This window comes from Ekhidna sp. (assembly GCF_040220215.1).
Classification (GTDB): domain Bacteria; phylum Bacteroidota; class Bacteroidia; order Cytophagales; family Cyclobacteriaceae; genus Ekhidna.
This window is the reverse complement of sequence record NZ_JAVJTR010000025.1, coordinates 273,290-291,546: the sequence shown is the minus strand read 5'-3', so window position 1 is coordinate 291,546 and position 18,257 is coordinate 273,290. Positions and strand designations below refer to the sequence as shown.

The window sequence follows — 18,257 nt, the reverse complement described above, 5'->3', positions numbered from 1 at the left end:
TAAAGGTTCCTACTTATACGCTAACTTTAGCATACCAAACTAATCTAACCACACCACTACATGAGTGAAGAACTACTGAAAGCAATTATTCGCCTATTAGTAATTGTTGCAAAAGAAGAGGGAGTTGTTGATGAAAGTGAAAAAGATACCGTACGAGATTTCTTGTATGAGAATGTCACTAGAGACGACACTAAGCACTATCTGAAAATTCTCGATGAATATGTTAATGAAGTTGATACCTCAAAGGATGATTATCGGCAAATTGAGGAAATCACGAAAAACATCAACTACGAGCTAACCCAACGGCAAAAGCTGGTTGTAATGGTTCGGTTGATGGAATTGATCATTGCAGACGGCATTATTACCGAAAGAGAAACTGAACTCCTTAATTTAATTGGCAAACATTTAAACTTTGAACAAGACGAAGTAGATGCAATTACTCATTTTGTAATCAACAGAGACCCGAATAATTATCCAAAAACCTACACTGTAGTGGTTTCAGGAATTGATGAACCTGAAAGAAGCCGCCAAATTCATCTCGAAAACCTCAAAGGTCATATAGCTTTCTTCAAGCTTCCAAAAATCGATACCTGCTTTTTTAAGTACTATGGAGCCGATATTTTGAGCCTCAATAGCTTGATGTTATCTCCGAATAAGATCAAGGTTTTATCTACCGGCAGCTCAATCAAGGGAAAACATACAGAGCGACTTTATTACAGCGATATAGTTGGGATTTTTAGAGATGATGTCACCGAAACGAATGTGTCCTTTGTTGCAGAAAATATTACCTACAAGTTCAAGAATGGTAATATTGGTCTGGTAGACATCAATATCGCAGAGGAAACCGGAAGGCTTGTAGCCATCATGGGGGGCAGTGGTGCTGGAAAGTCCACTTTGTTTAACGTCCTCAATGGAACATCTAAGCCAAACAAAGGCTCTGTTCGTATCAATGGTATTGACATTTATCAAAGTCCGAAAGAAGTTGAAGGTATTATTGGCAATGTCCCACAAGATGATTTACTCATTGAGGATCTTACCGTTTTTGAGAACCTATACTATGCAGCCAAGCTTTGCTTTGATAAGACTGAGAAAGAAGTCTTACACCAATTGGTAAATAAAACTCTGGACTCTTTGGGACTCACTGAAGCCAGAGGGTTGAAAGTAGGAAGCCCACTGCAAAAAACCATTAGCGGTGGTCAGCGAAAACGTGTAAATATTGGGCTTGAGTTGTTACGGGAGCCATCTGTTCTGTTCGTAGATGAACCAACCAGTGGTTTATCTTCAAGAGACTCTGAAAACATCATGGATCTGCTAAAAGAACTCTCCCTTCGTGGTAAGATGATATTTGTGGTTATCCACCAGCCTTCTTCGGAAATTTTCAAAATGTTCGATAAACTCCTTATTCTGGATACAGGCGGTCATCAGATTTATTATGGCAACCCTGTCAAGGCAGTGACTTACTTCAAGAACATCGTGGAAATGATCGATAAAGATCAAAGCTCATGCATTGAATGTGGAAATGTGAATCCTGAACAAATCTTCAACATCATCGAAATGAAGGTGGTGGATGAGTATGGGCGATTTACCAAAAAACGTAAATATTCCCCACAGCAGTGGCACGAACAATTTGTCAAAAACATAGAAGTTGAGGAAGTTGAGGAGGTTGAGGAAAAACCGGAAAAATCTCTTGACCTACCTAATAAACTAAAACAAGCTAAAATATTCTTACAGCGTGATCTGCTGTCGAAAATCAGCAATCGTCAATATGTGCTAATCAATATATTAGAGGCCCCTGCTCTTGCTATTTTATTGGCATTGATTACTAAATATTCGCCTGCTGGTGCTTCTTACACATTCTATCACAATGAAAATATTCCGGTTTTTTTCTTTATGAGTATAATAGTAGCACTCTTTATGGGTCTTACAGTCAGTGCAGAAGAAATCATCAAAGACCGGAAAATATTAAAGAGGGAAGCGTTTCTGCACTTGAGCAAACTAAGTTACCTCTCATCGAAGACACTTATTTTATTCAGTTTGTCTGCGCTTCAAACTCTTCTTTTTGTCATCGTTGGATCTCTGATTTTAGAAATTCAAGGAATGACGTTGTGGTACTGGATCATTCTTTTTTCCATTTCATGTTTCGCAAATATTCTGGGATTAAATATTTCAGCCGGATTCAACTCGGTTATTACAGTATACATATTGATCCCGCTATTGATCATTCCTCAATTAATCCTAAGTGGCGTAGTAGTGAACTTTGATAAACTCAACACTTCGTTCTCCAACCAGGAAAAAGTTCCTTTGATAGGGGAAATAATGGCATCTCGATGGGCATTTGAGGCACTGGCCGTCACGCAGTTTCGGGATAATCCATCCAATGAGGATATATATCCGCTAGACCGGGAAGTAGCTGATAATACTTTCAAGTCCGTTTACTATGCTAAGTACCTTCAGGAACATCTGGACTACTGCTATGAAAACAAAGAATTTAGTGGGAGAGACAAGCATCTGAGATTGTTGCGAAACGAAATTCAAAAACAGCTTAAAATTTTTGGACAGGACAAACTAACGGTCGTCGATCAGCTCACATCTGATGGACTCACAAAAGAAGTCTACCAGGAAACGGCAGATTTTCTGGAGGCCATTCGATCTGTTTATAATGCCCGAAGGAAAAAAGCAAAAGACGATCTGGATGCGCTAATAGCAGAAAAGACAAAGACCCCTGCGCTGGAAGAAGAATATTTGGCTCGGCGGGATGCCTTTGAAAATGAGCGTATCGGATTGATGGTGAAAAACATTCAGACCGAAAAAAGGATTGTGGCTTCCGACAATGAACTGGTGCAAAAAATATATCCGATCTATGCCAAAAATGAGCACCCGGATGGTCCGTTAGATTTTAGAACCAACTTCTATTATCCTGAAAAATACTTTGCCGGTAATTACATCGACACAAAAATTTTCAATGTCATCATTATTTGGTTAATGACCATTGTGCTGTTTATCGCAGTGTATTACGATTGGTTAAGAAAAGTTATTCGGAGCGGAAGGGTTTAAATAGGCACATTGACATGTCGCTCTGCATGGTAGGATGATCTTACCAAAGGTCCGGACTCTACGTATTTGAGTCCTCGCTTCAATCCTTCTTCCTTGAAGTGATCGAACTTATCAGGATGCACAAACTCGGCAACCTCAATGTGTCTTTTTGTGGGTTGCAGATATTGACCCAGGGTCAAAATATGAAGTCCATGTGCCACCAAATCATCCATCGCCTTATAAACCTCCTCGTCTGTCTCGCCTAGTCCAAGCATGATGCCTGATTTGGTTCTTTTACCGGCCTCATAGGTAAGTTTGATTTGCTCCAGGCTTCTATTATACTTGGCTTGCGGACGAACTCTTCGGTACAGGCTTTCTACCGTTTCCATATTGTGAGAAACGACTTCCTGCCCTGCCTCTATCATTCGGTAAAGTGCATCCCAGTTTCCTTTTACATCCGGGATTAATGTTTCAATGGTAGTTTCAGGAGATGCTTTCTTTGTTTCCATTACCGTCTGGTACCAAATTTCAGCCCCCCGATCTTTCAATTCATCACGATTGACAGAGGTGAGCACCGCATGCTTTACGCCCATCAATTTAATAGCTTCGGCTACTCGCTTAGGTTCCTCTTCATCATATTCCGGAGGCCTTCCTGTTGCCACGGCGCAAAAAGTACAGCTACGGGTGCAGACATTGCCCAAAATCATAAATGTAGCAGTTCCTTCCCCCCAGCACTCACCCATGTTAGGGCAATTTCCACTCTCACAGATGGTGTGAAGTTTATGATGGTCCACGAGTCTTCTCACTTTCGCGTAGTTCTCACCAACAGGCAGCTTCACTCGTAACCAATCAGGCTTTTTCTTTCTTTCCGGCTTTTCTACTACTGGTAAATCAATCATGCGCTACTATTCAGATGTAAAAGTGCAAATCTAATCAGCTCCGGGGGAGATTCCTTCTTATTTTCGGGTTCCCCAGAACAGTGTGAAGAAAACAGAAGTAAAAACAGATTTGTTCGGTTGTGAGGGAACAAGCTCAATTTCTTTCGTAAAAGCTTCTGCCATTACGCCTACTTCCACTCCAGCAACATTGCTTCTGTAGGTTCCAAACTCAAAAAAAATTGATCCTTTCGTATGAAAACCCAGTTCAAAATCGGCCTCACCAAGTCCCTGAAATAGTTTTCCTGGTCCTGCAAAACTTTCGGGGGATGGATAAGAAGGTGGGTTAGAGTCGTTAACTGGGCCATAAACTTTATAGGTTTGATCGGCACTCAAGTAATAGTATGGTGTAACCAAGCCAAAAGTAGGCCCACCTGCTACAGCAAAACTGATTTGAACCCCCTGCTGATTGGCCTTTCTAAACATCAACTTTTCCAAACCATAATTGGTTCGAATAGCATACAGGTAATTGGATTTGCCATAAATAAAACCCGCACCACTAAGCCCAATGTATCTGGCCTCACTCGGATGTTTGACATTGGACAACTCAAGGCCAAATGTGTGATAGACATCATCCGCCTTTTTCCTGCTGTGACGAAGCATTAGTCCGCCAATCAATCCCCCGTTGGTGTTTTTGTTTATACCCCAAATCCATTCCGATGAATATTCAAACTCCTCACCTTCAAAAAGCTGTGCACTTAATAAAAGTGGGAAAACGAATATAAAAGAAATGATTGCCTTTTTCATGATTGCTTTATATAACAAAAATAATGCGCAAGTCCCTAAAATTTTTGTGCCTGACTGTTCAGATCTGAATAGCTAATGCCCATGTGAGAGGCATCAAATACCGCCTTTCCATTTTTAATGAGGATTGTTTGTGGGGACTCATGTCGCACCCCATATCTTTCGGCAATCGCATTTGAGATTTCCCTGTAGGCGATTAAATCCAAAAAATAGGAATCAAACACTGACTCCTCTTCATATGACCTTTCAAATCTTGAAAGGGACATGGCACTAATTGAACATCGCGTACTATGTTTGAATAGTACCACAGGTTTCTCTACCGAGCGTTTATCAATCTCATCCAGCTGAGAGATATCGCTTATGTGCTTCCATGGTACAGAAACCTTTTCGGGCTTTGAAAATAGTTTTGATAGCATCTATTTATATAATTTTCGAGCCTAAGGCTGATTATTCCAGATTACACGCTCCTTCTTATCAAACTTCGGCTCTTTCACTGGTTCATTAACCCCATCTGAGTTCTGCTTGTTCCCGTTCATTCGTGTCCAGAAGATATTCCATTTCCTAAACATTTTTCTGACTTTGGGATTACTGAATTTTATCGCAATATGATAGTTGCTGCTTGGGTGCTGGTCACCAATTTTTCGATGCTTCACTTTCATATCTCCTTCCCATAAAGAAGACTCCTGGAAGTATTTGGCTTCTCCCCACTCTTTCGAATTTGCAAAAAATCTGATTTTGGTACCCGTATATCTTGGCTTCACTTTAAAGTCAATCCCTCTGAAAGGTGAACCTGCCGAATATCTTGGGTTTACTTTGTAATCCCTGCCACGGAATGGCATTCCTTCCGAGTAGCGCGGGTTCACATTATATCGCTGGCCTCTGAATGGATTTCCAACTGAATACCTTGGGGTGACCTTATAATCCCTACCCCTAAAAGGCATTCCTTGCGTGTATCTAGGTGCTACTTTATAATGCCTTCCTCTAAACGGCATTCCTTGCGAATATCTTGGAGTGACTTGGTAATCTCGTCCCCTGAAAGGCGACCCCTGTGAATATCGAATATTGACTTTATAATCTTTTCCCCTGAAGGGATTAGAAGGAGAATAGCGTGGTGTTACCTTATAATCTCGGCCTCTAAATGGACTTCCTTGAGAGTATCTGATAGATACTCTATAGTCTTTTCCCCTAAACGGATTCGATGGCGAGTACCTTGGTGAAGATTTATATTTACTGCCCCTAAATGGATTTCCATAAGAATACCGGGGTGTTACCTTATAGTCCCTACCTCTGAATGGGCTTCCTCCGGAATATCTGGGTGATGTTTTTCTCGGCTTAAAACTAGCCACCCTTCCACTCGAGTATCTAGGCCTTGATGAATATCGCTTTTGCCTATCACGGGCTGGTGAATACCTTGGAGAGGTGGAATGAGATAATTTAAACGGTGAAGAAGCAGTTGAATATCGTGGGCTGGTCCTGCCATCTCCTGCAGGAATACCATCACTTCTGCCCGGTTTCTTTTTGCTTCGGAAAAAAAGGAATCCTTTTCGTTCTACCTTTTTTGTCTTCAGCCTTCTATCTGAATCCTCTAGTAATTGAGCGTCGGCGGTATAAACCGCCGCGCCAATTAATAATGTTATGATCAGAAACCGTTTCATTCACTCTGTCTCACCCAAAGGTTCACAATTTAGGTGATAATCTCAACGATTCGGTCGATTCGATTCGTCTCCTAGATTTGAATTGGTTCTCCCTGAGCGTTGAGCACCTCAAATTCGGTGAGAGCTTTCGAGCTATCCTCCTCCATGTTAACCCAACGAAAGTATTTGAAAAACCATTTAACGCGACGAGAAAAAACACCTGCAGTAAAGTAGGTATACAAATAAGGGTGCAGTGCCACCGTGATCTTCTTTTCGTTTTGAGACTCGAAGAAGTACTTGATGGTATTTTCCACCTGATCCGCTACCTGAATGGATGCTGAAATTTTCCCGGTTCCGCTACAGGTAGGACAAACCTCCTTAGTAGCAATGGAAAGTTCCGGTCTCACCCGCTGACGGGTTATTTCCATAAGCCCAAACTTTGAAAGAGGAAGGATTGTGTGCTTTGAACGGTCATCCTTCATGGCATCTTTCATCTTGGCATAGAGTTTTTTCTTATTCTCTATCCTTCGCATATCGATGAAATCGATCACAATGATTCCCCCCATGTCCCTAAGCCTAAGTTGCCGGGCAATTTCTTCCGCAGCATCAAGATTAACCTTAAGTGCCGTGTCCTCCTGATTGTCTTCTTTGTTGGATTTGTTTCCACTGTTGACATCAATCACATGAAGTGCCTCTGTATGCTCAATAATGATATATCCTCCATTGAGCATACTTACAGATTGACCAAATGAGGTCTTCATCTGCTTTTCAACCCCTGTTGCTTCAAAGATTTTTACCTTGCCTGTATAGTGACGAAGGATTTTCTCCTTATCTGGGGCGATATTCTTTACGAATGTTTTGATCTCCTGATAGAGATCTTTATCATCGACCTGGATGCTATCAAAACTTTCGTTCAGCACATCACGAAGGATCGAGTTGGCTCGGTTCATCTCACCGATAATCTTATCCCGAACTTTTGCTTTTGGAAGCATCTTCATCCCCTGGTCCCATCTTTCTACAAGATTGCGGAGATCAGTGTCAAGCTCTTTTACATCCTTTCCCGTTGCAACAGTACGGATAATCACACCAAACCCTTCCGGCTTGATGGAGCTGATTAGCCTTTGAAGACGCTTGCGTTCGTTTGCGTCAGTTATTTTTTTTGATACGTTTACCGTATTTGAAAACGGCACCATTACCAGGTATCTACCTGCCAATGACAACTCGCATGAAAGTCGTGGACCTTTTGTAGAAATAGGTTCCTTTACTACCTGCACCAGAATCTTTTGCCCTTTGGTAAGGACCTGGCTCATTTTTCCAAGCTTATTTATATCCGGCTCTGTTTTGAAACCTGCCAGCCTTGTGCTGTTTAGTTTCTTAGCCAGTGTAAGCTTGGTAAACTTATTAAGTGATTGGACCTGTGGTCCTAAATCCAAGTAGTGTAAAAAGGCATCTTTTTCGTATCCTAAATCAATGAAAGCAGCGTTCAATCCCTGAACAACCTTTTTAACCGATCCAAGATAAATGTCACCAACGTTGAAGGTTTGACCTCCTCCGTCCTGGTGAAATTCTACCAGCCTTTTATCCTTAAGTAAAGCAATACGACTTCCCTCGCGAGTTGAGTTAATGATTAGTTCATTACTCATAGCGATTGTTTAATGGGTGCCTATTACTTCTTCTTATGTCTGTTTTTTCTAAGTCTCTTTTTTCTCTTGTGAGTGGAGATCTTATGTCTCTTTCTTTTCTTACCGCAAGGCATAATTTCTATTTTTTAAAGTTTTTAAAATGTTTTAAAGCCCACTCAGATAATCACTGGCCATCATCTTAATGGCCGGAATGGAATCCTGTGTGGCTAAAATTTCCTCCAAAAGCAGGCGTGCCTGCGATTGTTGATTTATTTCCATCAATGAAACTGCGAGGTAAAGCTTTGCTTCGTAATCCCCAGCGTCCATTGACACCAAATTTTCAAAACGCTCCCTGGCTCTTTCAAACTGTCCGCTTTGGATTGCCAAAAGCCCAAGGTTTAATATGGCTTGTCTGTTGGTTTCATCCTGGGCTAAGATTTCTCTTAACATCCCGATTCCCGCCATGGGATTCTCCGATACCACCAGCGTCATAGCCAGTCTGTTTTTCAAAAAATGATTTGTCGGATCTTTATCCAACAACTCCTGCAAAACCGCTCTGGCTTCAGCAGCATATTTTTTTGCTTGCTCTGGTCCTGAGGACCTTTCATAAGCTGTAAAATAAATATCAGCGACCAGTTCAGATGGCTCATTTGTCCATCCGTCAATGTCCTCCGCAACCCTTGCTGCACTGTCCACTACCCCATAATCAAGGTAACGTCTCGCCAAAGAGTGCGCAAAGTTAGCTTTTTTATCAATATTTTCTTCGTCTTCTACTAATCTTCTTAGCTCATTGATCTGAGTTTCAACTTCTTGAGGAATTTCCATGGAGTGACTCTCCGTTTGTGTTACCTCCTGCAACTGCTCATTTTCCACTACACTACGAGGTAGTTGAAATAGGATAACCACCAATACGGCAGCTCCTAAGACTAAAAAGAGTTGCGTTTTTGTCACTTGATTTTTGGTGAGTTTTTGATTTTCTCCACAAAAATTTTGGATGGCTTGAACGAAGGAATGAAATGCTCATCTATGACAATGGCTGTATTCTTTGAGATATTTCGGGCAATCTTCTTTGCACGCTTCTTATTCACAAAGCTGCCAAATCCTCTCACATACACATTCTCTCCATTGGCCATGTTGTTTTTCACAACAGTAAAGAAAGCTTCCACAGAAGCCTGTACATCTGCTTTGTCAATTCCTGTTTTATCAGATATCTCGTTTATCACATCCGCTTTTGTCACAACTGTCTGGTTTATAGGTGGGTTAAAATTGGGAGGCCAAAATTAAATTTGCACCTTCACATAAAAAAAGGATTTCTAAATTATTAAGTCATCGAAGGGAAAACATTTGCCGAAAGGCTAATTAATTGGTATACAGAGAGAAAGCGTGATCTTCCCTGGCGAAAAACAAAAGACCCTTATCCGGTTTGGCTTTCGGAGATCATCCTGCAGCAGACGCGTGTAGATCAGGGGCTGCCGTATTGGGAGCAATTCATGGAAACCTTTCCTTCCGTCAGGCATCTTGCCAATGCTCCGGAAGAAAAAGTGCTTCGACTGTGGCAAGGACTAGGATATTATTCTAGAGCTCGCAATCTCCATTTAACTGCCAAGCACGTAGCGGAGAAACTGGACGGGAAGTTCCCCTCTACATATAATGAGATTATAAAACTCAAAGGTGTGGGTCCTTACACTGCTGCTGCAATAGCCTCGATTTGTTTTGATGAACCTACTCCAGTTGTGGATGGAAACGTGTTCCGTTTTTCGTCCAGATATTTTGGGATAAAAGATGACATTTCGAAATCCAGTACCCGAAAAATTTTTGAAAAAAAACTGGAAAAGGAGATCTCCCAAAAACATCCGGGGAGTTTCAATCAGGCAATGATGGAATTTGGGGCAACCATTTGCGCCCCCAAACCTCAATGTGATAGTTGCGCATTTCAAACAGGTTGTTATGCCTTTTCAAAAAACAGGCAAATGAGCCTTCCAGTTAAAACAGGCAAAACAAAAGTGAGAGATCGTCAGCTTCTTTACGTGGTTTTTAAAAATGCTGGTAATTACTTCATGAATGAGCGAACCACAAAAGATGTCTGGAGTGGCCTGTTTGATTTTTACCTAATTGAAGGAAATGGAGATGAGGAATATGTATTGGAATCTATCACAAAAACCTTTGCTTTTCGTAAACCAATAATTGAGGAAGTCTCCGAAACCTTTATTCACATTTTGAGTCATCAAAAAATAAATGCCCGATTTTATCAGATAGCACTTACGGATGAAGACAAGGATATTATTTCTCAAAAAAGCTCATTAAAAGCATATTCCGTTGAGGAAGTGCTAAATTTGCCGAAACCTAAACTAATCGTAAATTACCTACAACGAATAGGTATTGAATAATCATTAAGAAATATGTCTGGAGTAAACAAAGTAATCTTAGTCGGTCGTCTGGGTAAAGATCCTGAAGTTCGTCATCTTGAAAACGGAGCAACGGTAGCCAACTTTTCTATGGCTACTTCTGAAACCTATAAGGATCGCCAGACAGGTGAAAAAAGGGAACAAACCGAATGGCACAACGTAGTGCTATGGAGAGGCTTGGCCGAGGTAGCCGAAAAGTATGTCAAGAAAGGTGATATGATTTACATTGAAGGTAAACTGCGTACCCGATCATGGGAAAAGGACGGAGTGACCAGATATACCACTGAAGTAGTGGGTGACAACATGACCATGCTTGGCGGTAGCGGAGGCGGATCTTCTCAGCAAGGAGGAGATTACAGCCAGCAGAGCCAACCAATGCAGCAGGAGTCAGCGCCATCACAGGATTCTTCCGGTGATGTGTCGGATGACCTCCCATTTTAAAATTAAATAAGCATTCTTGGAAACATCTTTAGACGATCCATTCCCCACGGTTTTATTGAGTATGATGGCAGAAATGCCTATTTCATTCTTCCTGATCAATGGGGTAGTGATTTTGGTACTGTTGGGTTTGTCCGGGTTGGTTTCTGGCTCTGAGGTAGCATTCTTTTCTTTTTCTCATAATCAAATCAAAGAGTTTAATGCTTCCATTGATATATATGAGAAAAGGATAAGTCATCTTCTTCACCATCCAAAGCGCTTACTGGCCACCATTCTTATTCTCAACAACCTTATCAATATTTTCATTGTGACAATTTCAACATTTGCTACCTGGCAGATTGTTGGAGAGGATGGAAAACAGGGTCTCACCATTGTCATACTGACAACCATCATTACATTATTAATCATCTTTTTTGGGGAAATTATTCCAAAAGTATATGCCAATCACAATGGAACTGCCTTTGCAAAATTGACTTCCGGCCTGCTGATGCTTTCATACAGGTTCTTCAAACCAATATCGTGGTTTCTAATGAGTGTGACGGGGTTGATTGAGCGCAGAATGGAGAAAAAAGGATATAACCTTTCTGTGGAGGAAATAAATCAGGCACTGGAGATTTCTGTGGAAAAAGAAGCCGTGAGCGAAGAGGAAAAGGGGATCCTGAAAGGGATTGTAAATTTTGGAACACTATCAGTGAAGCAGGTGATGAAATCCAGAATGGACATTACAGCCATCGACCGGGAAACGGATTTTCATGAGCTGATGAACCAAATCAATAAAACCGGTTATTCAAGAATCCCCATTTTCACTGAGACCATTGATAAGGTCGACGGCATCTTGTATATAAAAGACTTACTTCCGCACATAGGTGAAGAAGAAGACTTTTCATGGCAGAATCTATTAAGACCGGCATTCTTCGTTCCGGAGAGCAAAAAGATTGACGACCTCTTTAGAGACTTCCAGGAAAAGCAAGTGCATATAGCCGTGGTTATCGATGAATATGGAGGAACTTCCGGACTGATAACCATGGAAGATGTCATTGAAGAAATTGTTGGTGAAATCAATGACGAATTTGATGATGACAGTGATGTAGCCTACAATAAACTGGACAATCAGACATTTATTTTTGAAGGAAAGACTTCCCTAAATGATTTCTGCAAAATCACCAACTCGGACATCACCCTTTTCGATTCAGTAAAAGGAGAGAGTGAATCTCTCGGCGGATTGCTTCTTGAGATAAACACAAAGCTCCCGAGTGCAGGGGAAAAGATTCGTGTTTCACATTTTGTTTTCACTGTGGTGGCTGTAGATCAAAGGAGGATAAAGCGCCTTCGGGTTTATATTAACTCAGACAAAACGAACGTTGCAGGGTTTGAAGATTAGCCTCAGCTTTGCGAGCTTATGAAATACTTCCTGATACTTTTTGCATTAATGTTTGTGGCTTGTGGTACCGACTACCTTCCTAAGCCAAAAGGGTATAATAGAATAGACCTTCCACAATCCTCTTATCAACCACTTCCTGATTCTTTTCCTTATCAATTTGAGTATTCGAAACATGCAAAGCTTTTGCGGGATTCTAGCTGGATTACCGAGCGGTACTGGATCAACCTTTTCTATCCGAAAATGGGTGCAACTATTCAAATCACCTACAAGCCAGTAACAGACTCGATTGTGCGAGAATATCTAAGCGATTCATACAAGCTCACCTCTCAGCATAACGTAAAAGCTTACGCTATTGAAGAAAGTATTCTTGAACTACCCAACGGACTTTATGCCTCTTTCACAGAGCTCGAGGGAGAAGTACCCACTCAGGCTCAATTTCATGTAACCGATAAAGACAGTTCAGAGCACTTTTTGAGGGGTGCACTCTATTTCAGGACTGCTACAAAAAACGACTCACTTGCCCCGGTCATTACCTACTTAAAAAGTGATATTATTCACTTGCTGACCACCCTTGAGTGGCGTTGAAATCAGCCCTCCAATTATTACATTCTTTTTGATTCCTTCATAGAAGATAATTTTGTTCATTTAGTTTTTGCAAAATCTTGTAATATCAGATTTTAATATCTAGTTTACTCGATTATTTAAATACCCCTAAACACAAAATTTAATATTATGAGGAGAATTAATTATGTGCTTAGTCTTGCCGTCCTGGCAAGCTTCACATTTGTTTCATGTTCTGATAACTCAGATCTGGAGGTGGAAGACCTTTCCGTACCATCCGAAGTGGTGGCTCAAATAGCTGCTTTAGGTTTTGATGTGGACAATTTTGTTCCTACAAAATTTGAAAATGGCTACCTGGTTGAAGGTGATATTTACCTTACAGATCAAAGTATTGCTGAAATGGGCCAACCCAATAGGTTGGCTGTTGTTGAGCAATACAGCACAAATAATTTGGTGAATGCTGGAGGAGGAAGAGTAATAACCATGTATGCTCCTGTAGGAGGAAATAACGGATACAGTGCAGGTATGATTGCCGGTCTTGATCTGGCGATTGCTCGTTACAATGCTCAAAATCTTACTATTTCATTTCAACGACAGACTTCTTCTTCTGGTGCTGATATCGTAATGACACGACTAAGCAAAAGAGATGAGCGAAGAGGCGTGCTCGGATCAGCAGGATTCCCAACTTCTTCTGGTGATCCTTATGGTCAAATTAAAATGAGTGGTATCCTGGAGTCTTCCTATGGATTAAGTACCGCTGGGATTGCTACTATTATCGCCCATGAAATGGGGCATTGTGTTGGCTTCCGTCATACAGATTACTTTAACAGAAGCATTTCTTGTGGTGGAAGCGCATCGAATGAAGGAACGGCTGGTGTTGGAGCAAACCACATCCCGGGAACCCCAACAGGAGCTACCGCTTCTGCGAAATCATGGATGCTGGCTTGTACAGATGGTGGCGATCGTCCATTCAACAACGATGATCAAACCGCTTTGAATTATTTATACTAAAATTAAACATTAACCCGGGGGTATGAAAAAGGAGCACATTTGCTCCTTTTTTTGTTTTCATGAAATTTGGTCAAATCGATAAAGGCAAATTAAAATTTGTTTTGAGAAAGTAATATCAATTTATTCCATACATATTTCTGAATATTAGAAATTGGTTGTTCTGCTAATGAAAATTAGCCTATTATTGCCACGTTGCTAAAAATGCACCCTTTACAAAACCTAAATATTATGAGGAGAATTAATAACATTTTGTCACTTGCTCTAATCGCAAGTTTCACCCTATTTTCATGTTCTGAAGAACAGCCAATCGCAGATGATTTGTCTGTACCTAGTGAAGTTGTAGCAAAGATTGCTGCGCTTGGATTTGATGTGGACAATTTCGTCCCTAGCAAGTTTGAAAATGGATACCTGGTAGAAGGTGACATTTATTTAACAGATCAAACCATTGCCGAAATGGGACAGCCTAATAAACTTGCTTCTGTTGAGCAGTATAGCACCAACAACCTGGTAAACGCTGGTGGTGGAAGAGTGATTACCATCTATGCTCCTGAAGAAGGATCTGGTGGTGGTGGCGGAAAAGGTAAGAAAGGTGGTGGAGGTAGTGATGGCTACAGCCCTGCAATGATTGCCGGACTAGATGAAGCGATCGCTCGCTATAACTCAGAAAACCTAACGATTTCTTTCCAAAGAGTTACATCGTCATCAGGTGCTGATATTGTAATGACCAGACTAAACAAAAGAGATGAAAGAAGAGGGGTGCTTGGATCTGCAGGTTTCCCTACGGCTTCTGGAGATCCTTACGGTGAAATCAAAATGAGTGGCGTGCTTGAGTCTTCTTATGGACTTAGCACAAATGGTATCGCGACTATCATCGCTCATGAAATGGGTCACTGTGTTGGTTTCCGTCACACAGACTTTTTTGACAGAAGCATCTCTTGTGGAGGTGGAACTTCGAATGAAGGAACTGCCGGAGTAGGTGCAAACCACATCCCAGGTACACCAACTGGAGCTTCTGCTTCAGCAAAATCCTGGATGCTCGCTTGTACTGATGGTAGCAATCGTCCATTCAACAATGACGATAAAACAGCACTAGACTACCTATACTAAAATACTTTAACCAAAAGGGTGTTTAAAAAGGGGGCTGAACAGCCTCCTTTTTTATTTGCCTAATTCAGAATAATCTATCGTTTTTGGGTTAAAAACAGGTAATTGGGGTTGTGTTATCTTTTTTATACATTGCAAAATGATATAAACACCCTATTAATCAAAACCCTAATAATATGAAGAGAATGAACAACATGTTGGCACTGGGTCTGATAGCCAGTGTCATATTATTCTCCTGTTCAGAACAGGAGCCTTTAACAGATGATTTTTCTGTATCTGATGAGGTCACAGCTCAAATTGCAGCACTTGGATTTGATGTGACCAACTTCGCTCCAACCAAATTCGAAGATGGGTACCTTGTTGAAGGAGATATCTATTTAACAGATCAGGATTTAATCAACATGAGTCCGGCCAAATCTTTGGCTACTGTTGAGCAGTACAGCACGAATGAGTTAGTTTGTGCTAATGGTGGTCGCGTTATCACCGTGTATTTAGATGAAGGCACCTCCGATGGCGGGGGTGGAAATGGTGGTGGAAACGGAGGAGGTCCGCCCCCAGGAAAAGGTCCTAATAAAACATCCTCTTCTGCATCGTTTTCATCTACTTATGGACAGGCCGTAGATGAAGCTATTGCGCGATTTAACGCTGAAAATCTTTCATTAACATTCCAAAGATCCACTTCTTCTGGAGCTGATATCGTTTTTTCCAGGCTAAGTAAGCGTGATGAAAATCGTGGCGTACTTGGTTCAGCAGGATTCCCAAATAATTGCGATCCATATGGTCAAATAAAAATGAGTGGTGTCCTTGAATCCAATTATGGCTTGTCAGTAAATGGTATCGCCACCATCATGGCGCATGAAATGGGACATTGCATTGGTTTCCGTCACACCGACTACTTTGACCGAAGTATTTCTTGTGGAAGCGGAGGGGATGAAGGTGCCGGCTCCATAGGCGCAAACCATATCCCGGGAACTCCAACTGGTGCTTCATTATCTAAAAAGTCATGGATGCTTGCCTGTACCGATGGTGGGGATCGTCCGTTCAACAATGATGATAAGACCGCACTAGATTACCTATACTAAAATACATTAACCAAAAAGGGTGTTTGGAAAAGGGGGCTGGTTAGTCCCCTTTTTTTTGTGTTTCCTTTTTTAAAACAAAATATTATATTGCGAGGTGATTAACCATCACCTTTTATTATGAGAAGATGAATAGGTGAACCAAAGGGAGTTTTATAGCTCCCTTTTTTTATGCTTACGATTATCTTAGCCGGATGCACCAATTCTTTGATCGATCCATCGAGTACCTAAAAGGGGTAGGTCCGCAACGTGCCGAGACACTCAACAAAGAATTGCAGATTTTCACATTCGGTGACCTCCTTCAGCACTACCCTTTCAGACATGAAGACCGGAGTAAGTTTTATAAAATCAATGAACTGCAACCTGACCTTCCCTATGTCCAACTTATTGGTGAATTTAAATCTTTCAAAACCATAGGTATTGGCAGGCGAGCCAGGCTGGTTGGTGTATTTGCAGATGAAACCGGAACCATTGAGATGGTCTGGTTTAAAGGTGTCCAGTGGATCCAGAAGAGTTTGACTATTGGCGTAAAGTATGTGGCTTTTGGTAAGGCCACTCTTTTCAATGGTAAATTCAACATTGCCCACCCGGAGATTGAAATTCAAACAGAGAAAAATACCAAAAGCGGTTATCTCCAGCCCGTGTACCACACCACTGAGAAAATGAAAAAGAATGGAATGGAGAGTAAGTTCTTTTCTAAGGTGATGAAGGTGCTGTTAGTAGAGGCTGTTAACCACATTCCTGAAACACTTCCACAAAACCTCCTCGATCAGTTTAAGCTAATCGATAAGAAAACTGCTGTGGTGTCCATGCACTTTCCGCGAGATGCGCATTTGCTTTCTTTAGCACAAAACCGAATGAAGTTTGAGGAATTGTTTTTTGTTCAGCTGAGGCTGATCAAACTAAAAATTGCCCGAACTGAAAAATACCGGGGAGCCATCATCAACAAGAGCGACCTCCTCAATGAGTTTTACGAGAAGCACATGCCTTTTGAACTGACCAACGCGCAAAAGCGGGTGGTAAAAGAAATCTATGCAGACTTCCGCTCCGGTCAACAAATGAATCGGTTGGTGCAGGGGGACGTGGGAAGTGGAAAAACCATGGTGGCATTTCTCTCCATGCTTATCGCCATTGGTTCCGGGTTTCAATGTGCCTTTATGGCGCCAACCGAGATTTTGGCTGAACAGCATTTCAAAGGATTGAAAGAACAAGCCAAACCGCTCGGAATCCACATTGCAAGACTGACAGGTTCAACTCCAACTTCTGAACGGAAGCTGATTCATGAAGGATTGATGTCCGGGGTGATCACGATTTTGGTAGGGACACATGCTTTGCTGGAGGACAAAGTGAAATTTAAAACCCTTGGCCTGGCAGTTATTGATGAGCAGCACCGTTTCGGCGTAGCTCAGCGGGCCAAACTCTGGACCAAAACCAAAGAAGTATATCCGCATGTACTGGTGATGACCGCCACACCTATTCCAAGAACATTGGCCATGACACTTTATGGCGATCTGGATATTTCGGTAATTGATGAATTACCAGCAGGAAGGAAGCCAATCAAAACCAGGCACTTTTTCGAAACCAAAAGACTGGAGATGTTTGGGTTTGTGGAAAAGGAAATTGAAAAAGGACGGCAGGCATATATCGTATATCCACTCATTGAAGAATCCGCCACACTAGATTACAAAGACCTGATGGATGGGTATGAAGGAATCTCGCGCCGGTTTCCAAATTATCAGATTTCCATCGTTCATGGGCGTATGAAATCAGAAGACAAAGAATGGGAGATGCAGCGCTTTGTCAAAGGTGAAACAAAGATCATGGTTGCAACTACAGTTATTGAAGTTGGAGTTAATGTACCGAATGCTTCCATCATGGTAATCGAGAATGCCGAACGATTTGGTTTATCTCAACTACACCAGCTCAGAGGTCGGGTCGGACGTGGTGCAGATCAATCCTACTGCGTCCTGATGACGGGAGTGAAGCTTAGCACAGAAGCTCGTACCCGAATCCGCACGATGGTTGACACTACTGATGGATTCAAAATCGCAGAAGTTGATTTAGCACTGCGTGGACCGGGAGATCTGATGGGCACCCGACAAAGTGGTGCGCTGGACTTGCTGGTTTCTGATTTGGTGAAGGACGGGGAGATATTGAAAGCCGCTAGAATTGCAGCACAAGATTTGTTGAAAGGCGATCCAAAGCTGCTAAAGCCGGAGCACCGAATGATTAAATCCCATATTGATTCATTCAGTAAAAATGCCGTTAATTGGGGAAGGATTTCATAATTGACAATGGTGAATGAATAAT

The 18,257-nt window shown here is 41.6% G+C and carries 16 protein-coding genes; 9 read left to right on the top strand and 7 right to left on the bottom strand.

Annotated features, from left to right (window positions below; all coding sequences use genetic code 11):
• The first annotated feature begins 60 nt into the window (after positions 1-60).
• Positions 61-3,054, top strand: a complete 2,994-nt coding sequence (locus RIC88_RS17730; protein ID WP_350218904.1) for an ATP-binding cassette domain-containing protein — start codon at positions 61-63, stop codon at positions 3,052-3,054.
• Here RIC88_RS17730 and lipA read toward each other — a convergent pair.
• The 7 genes from lipA to RIC88_RS17695 form a co-directional block, all read right to left on the bottom strand.
• Entirely contained in the window at positions 3,051-3,932 is an 882-nt protein-coding gene (gene lipA / locus RIC88_RS17725; RefSeq protein ID WP_350218903.1) for a lipoyl synthase, read from the bottom strand. The genes RIC88_RS17730 and lipA overlap by 4 nt on opposite strands.
• Positions 3,933-3,989: 57 nt before the next feature.
• Positions 3,990-4,715 carry a hypothetical protein gene (locus tag RIC88_RS17720; protein ID WP_350218902.1) on the bottom strand — a complete coding sequence of 242 codons (726 nt, stop codon included), beginning with the start codon at positions 4,713-4,715 and terminating at the stop codon, positions 3,990-3,992.
• A gap of 35 nt (positions 4,716-4,750) precedes the next feature.
• Positions 4,751-5,128, bottom strand: coding sequence for a bacillithiol system redox-active protein YtxJ (ytxJ, locus tag RIC88_RS17715; protein ID WP_350218901.1), 378 nt, complete (start codon positions 5,126-5,128; stop codon positions 4,751-4,753).
• 21 nt (positions 5,129-5,149) lie between these two features.
• Positions 5,150-6,367 carry a hypothetical protein gene (locus RIC88_RS17710; RefSeq protein ID WP_350218900.1) on the bottom strand — a complete coding sequence of 406 codons (1,218 nt, stop codon included), beginning with the start codon at positions 6,365-6,367 and terminating at the stop codon, positions 5,150-5,152.
• Between the two features lie 71 nt (positions 6,368-6,438).
• Entirely contained in the window at positions 6,439-7,989 is a 1,551-nt protein-coding gene (locus tag RIC88_RS17705) for an Rne/Rng family ribonuclease (protein WP_350218899.1), read from the bottom strand.
• A 144-nt stretch (positions 7,990-8,133) separates the two neighbouring features.
• On the bottom strand, positions 8,134-8,919 hold the full coding sequence (locus tag RIC88_RS17700) for a tetratricopeptide repeat protein (RefSeq protein WP_350218898.1): 786 nt from the start codon (positions 8,917-8,919) through the stop codon (positions 8,134-8,136).
• Positions 8,916-9,206, bottom strand: coding sequence for an HU family DNA-binding protein (locus RIC88_RS17695; protein WP_350218897.1), 291 nt, complete (start codon positions 9,204-9,206; stop codon positions 8,916-8,918). Before RIC88_RS17695 ends, RIC88_RS17700 begins: the two co-directional genes overlap by 4 nt.
• A gap of 90 nt (positions 9,207-9,296) precedes the next feature.
• On the opposite strand from RIC88_RS17695, the gene mutY reads away from it, so the two are divergent.
• From mutY to recG, 8 genes are all read left to right on the top strand, one after another.
• Positions 9,297-10,355 (top strand): A/G-specific adenine glycosylase, encoded by a 1,059-nt coding sequence (gene mutY, locus RIC88_RS17690; RefSeq protein WP_350219166.1) that lies wholly within the window; start codon positions 9,297-9,299, stop codon positions 10,353-10,355.
• 12 nt (positions 10,356-10,367) lie between these two features.
• Entirely contained in the window at positions 10,368-10,814 is a 447-nt protein-coding gene (locus RIC88_RS17685; RefSeq protein WP_350218896.1) for a single-stranded DNA-binding protein, read from the top strand.
• A gap of 61 nt (positions 10,815-10,875) precedes the next feature.
• A complete protein-coding gene (gene gldE, locus RIC88_RS17680) occupies positions 10,876-12,192 on the top strand; it encodes a gliding motility-associated protein GldE (protein ID WP_350219165.1) in 1,317 nt (438 codons plus the stop codon).
• A gap of 18 nt (positions 12,193-12,210) precedes the next feature.
• A complete protein-coding gene (gene gldD / locus RIC88_RS17675; RefSeq protein WP_350218895.1) occupies positions 12,211-12,777 on the top strand; it encodes a gliding motility lipoprotein GldD in 567 nt (188 codons plus the stop codon).
• Between the two features lie 147 nt (positions 12,778-12,924).
• Positions 12,925-13,764 (top strand): M57 family metalloprotease, encoded by an 840-nt coding sequence (locus RIC88_RS17670; RefSeq protein ID WP_350218894.1) that lies wholly within the window; start codon positions 12,925-12,927, stop codon positions 13,762-13,764.
• Between the two features lie 228 nt (positions 13,765-13,992).
• On the top strand, positions 13,993-14,871 hold the full coding sequence (locus RIC88_RS17665; RefSeq protein ID WP_350218893.1) for a M57 family metalloprotease: 879 nt from the start codon (positions 13,993-13,995) through the stop codon (positions 14,869-14,871).
• Positions 14,872-15,044: 173 nt separating this feature from the next.
• Positions 15,045-15,950 carry a M57 family metalloprotease gene (locus RIC88_RS17660; RefSeq protein ID WP_350218892.1) on the top strand — a complete coding sequence of 302 codons (906 nt, stop codon included), beginning with the start codon at positions 15,045-15,047 and terminating at the stop codon, positions 15,948-15,950.
• Positions 15,951-16,141: 191 nt separating this feature from the next.
• Positions 16,142-18,235: an ATP-dependent DNA helicase RecG gene (recG, locus tag RIC88_RS17655; RefSeq protein WP_350218891.1), complete on the top strand. Its 2,094-nt coding sequence runs from the start codon at positions 16,142-16,144 to the stop codon at positions 18,233-18,235.
• The last annotated feature ends 22 nt before the right edge of the window (positions 18,236-18,257 follow it).

Coding starts and splice junctions, on each gene's coding strand:
- gldD (WP_350218895.1), top strand. CDS start 12,211: ATGAAATACTTCCTGATACTTTTTGCATTAATGTTTGTGGCTTGTGGT.
- RIC88_RS17705 (WP_350218899.1), bottom strand. CDS start 7,989: ATGAGTAATGAACTAATCATTAACTCAACTCGCGAGGGAAGTCGTATT.
- RIC88_RS17685 (WP_350218896.1), top strand. CDS start 10,368: ATGTCTGGAGTAAACAAAGTAATCTTAGTCGGTCGTCTGGGTAAAGAT.
- gldE (WP_350219165.1), top strand. CDS start 10,876: ATGATGGCAGAAATGCCTATTTCATTCTTCCTGATCAATGGGGTAGTG.
- ytxJ (WP_350218901.1), bottom strand. CDS start 5,128: ATGCTATCAAAACTATTTTCAAAGCCCGAAAAGGTTTCTGTACCATGG.
- RIC88_RS17665 (WP_350218893.1), top strand. CDS start 13,993: ATGAGGAGAATTAATAACATTTTGTCACTTGCTCTAATCGCAAGTTTC.
- recG (WP_350218891.1), top strand. CDS start 16,142: ATGCACCAATTCTTTGATCGATCCATCGAGTACCTAAAAGGGGTAGGT.
- RIC88_RS17730 (WP_350218904.1), top strand. CDS start 61: ATGAGTGAAGAACTACTGAAAGCAATTATTCGCCTATTAGTAATTGTT.
- RIC88_RS17720 (WP_350218902.1), bottom strand. CDS start 4,715: ATGAAAAAGGCAATCATTTCTTTTATATTCGTTTTCCCACTTTTATTA.
- RIC88_RS17670 (WP_350218894.1), top strand. CDS start 12,925: ATGAGGAGAATTAATTATGTGCTTAGTCTTGCCGTCCTGGCAAGCTTC.
- RIC88_RS17710 (WP_350218900.1), bottom strand. CDS start 6,367: ATGAAACGGTTTCTGATCATAACATTATTAATTGGCGCGGCGGTTTAT.
- lipA (WP_350218903.1), bottom strand. CDS start 3,932: ATGATTGATTTACCAGTAGTAGAAAAGCCGGAAAGAAAGAAAAAGCCT.
- RIC88_RS17660 (WP_350218892.1), top strand. CDS start 15,045: ATGAAGAGAATGAACAACATGTTGGCACTGGGTCTGATAGCCAGTGTC.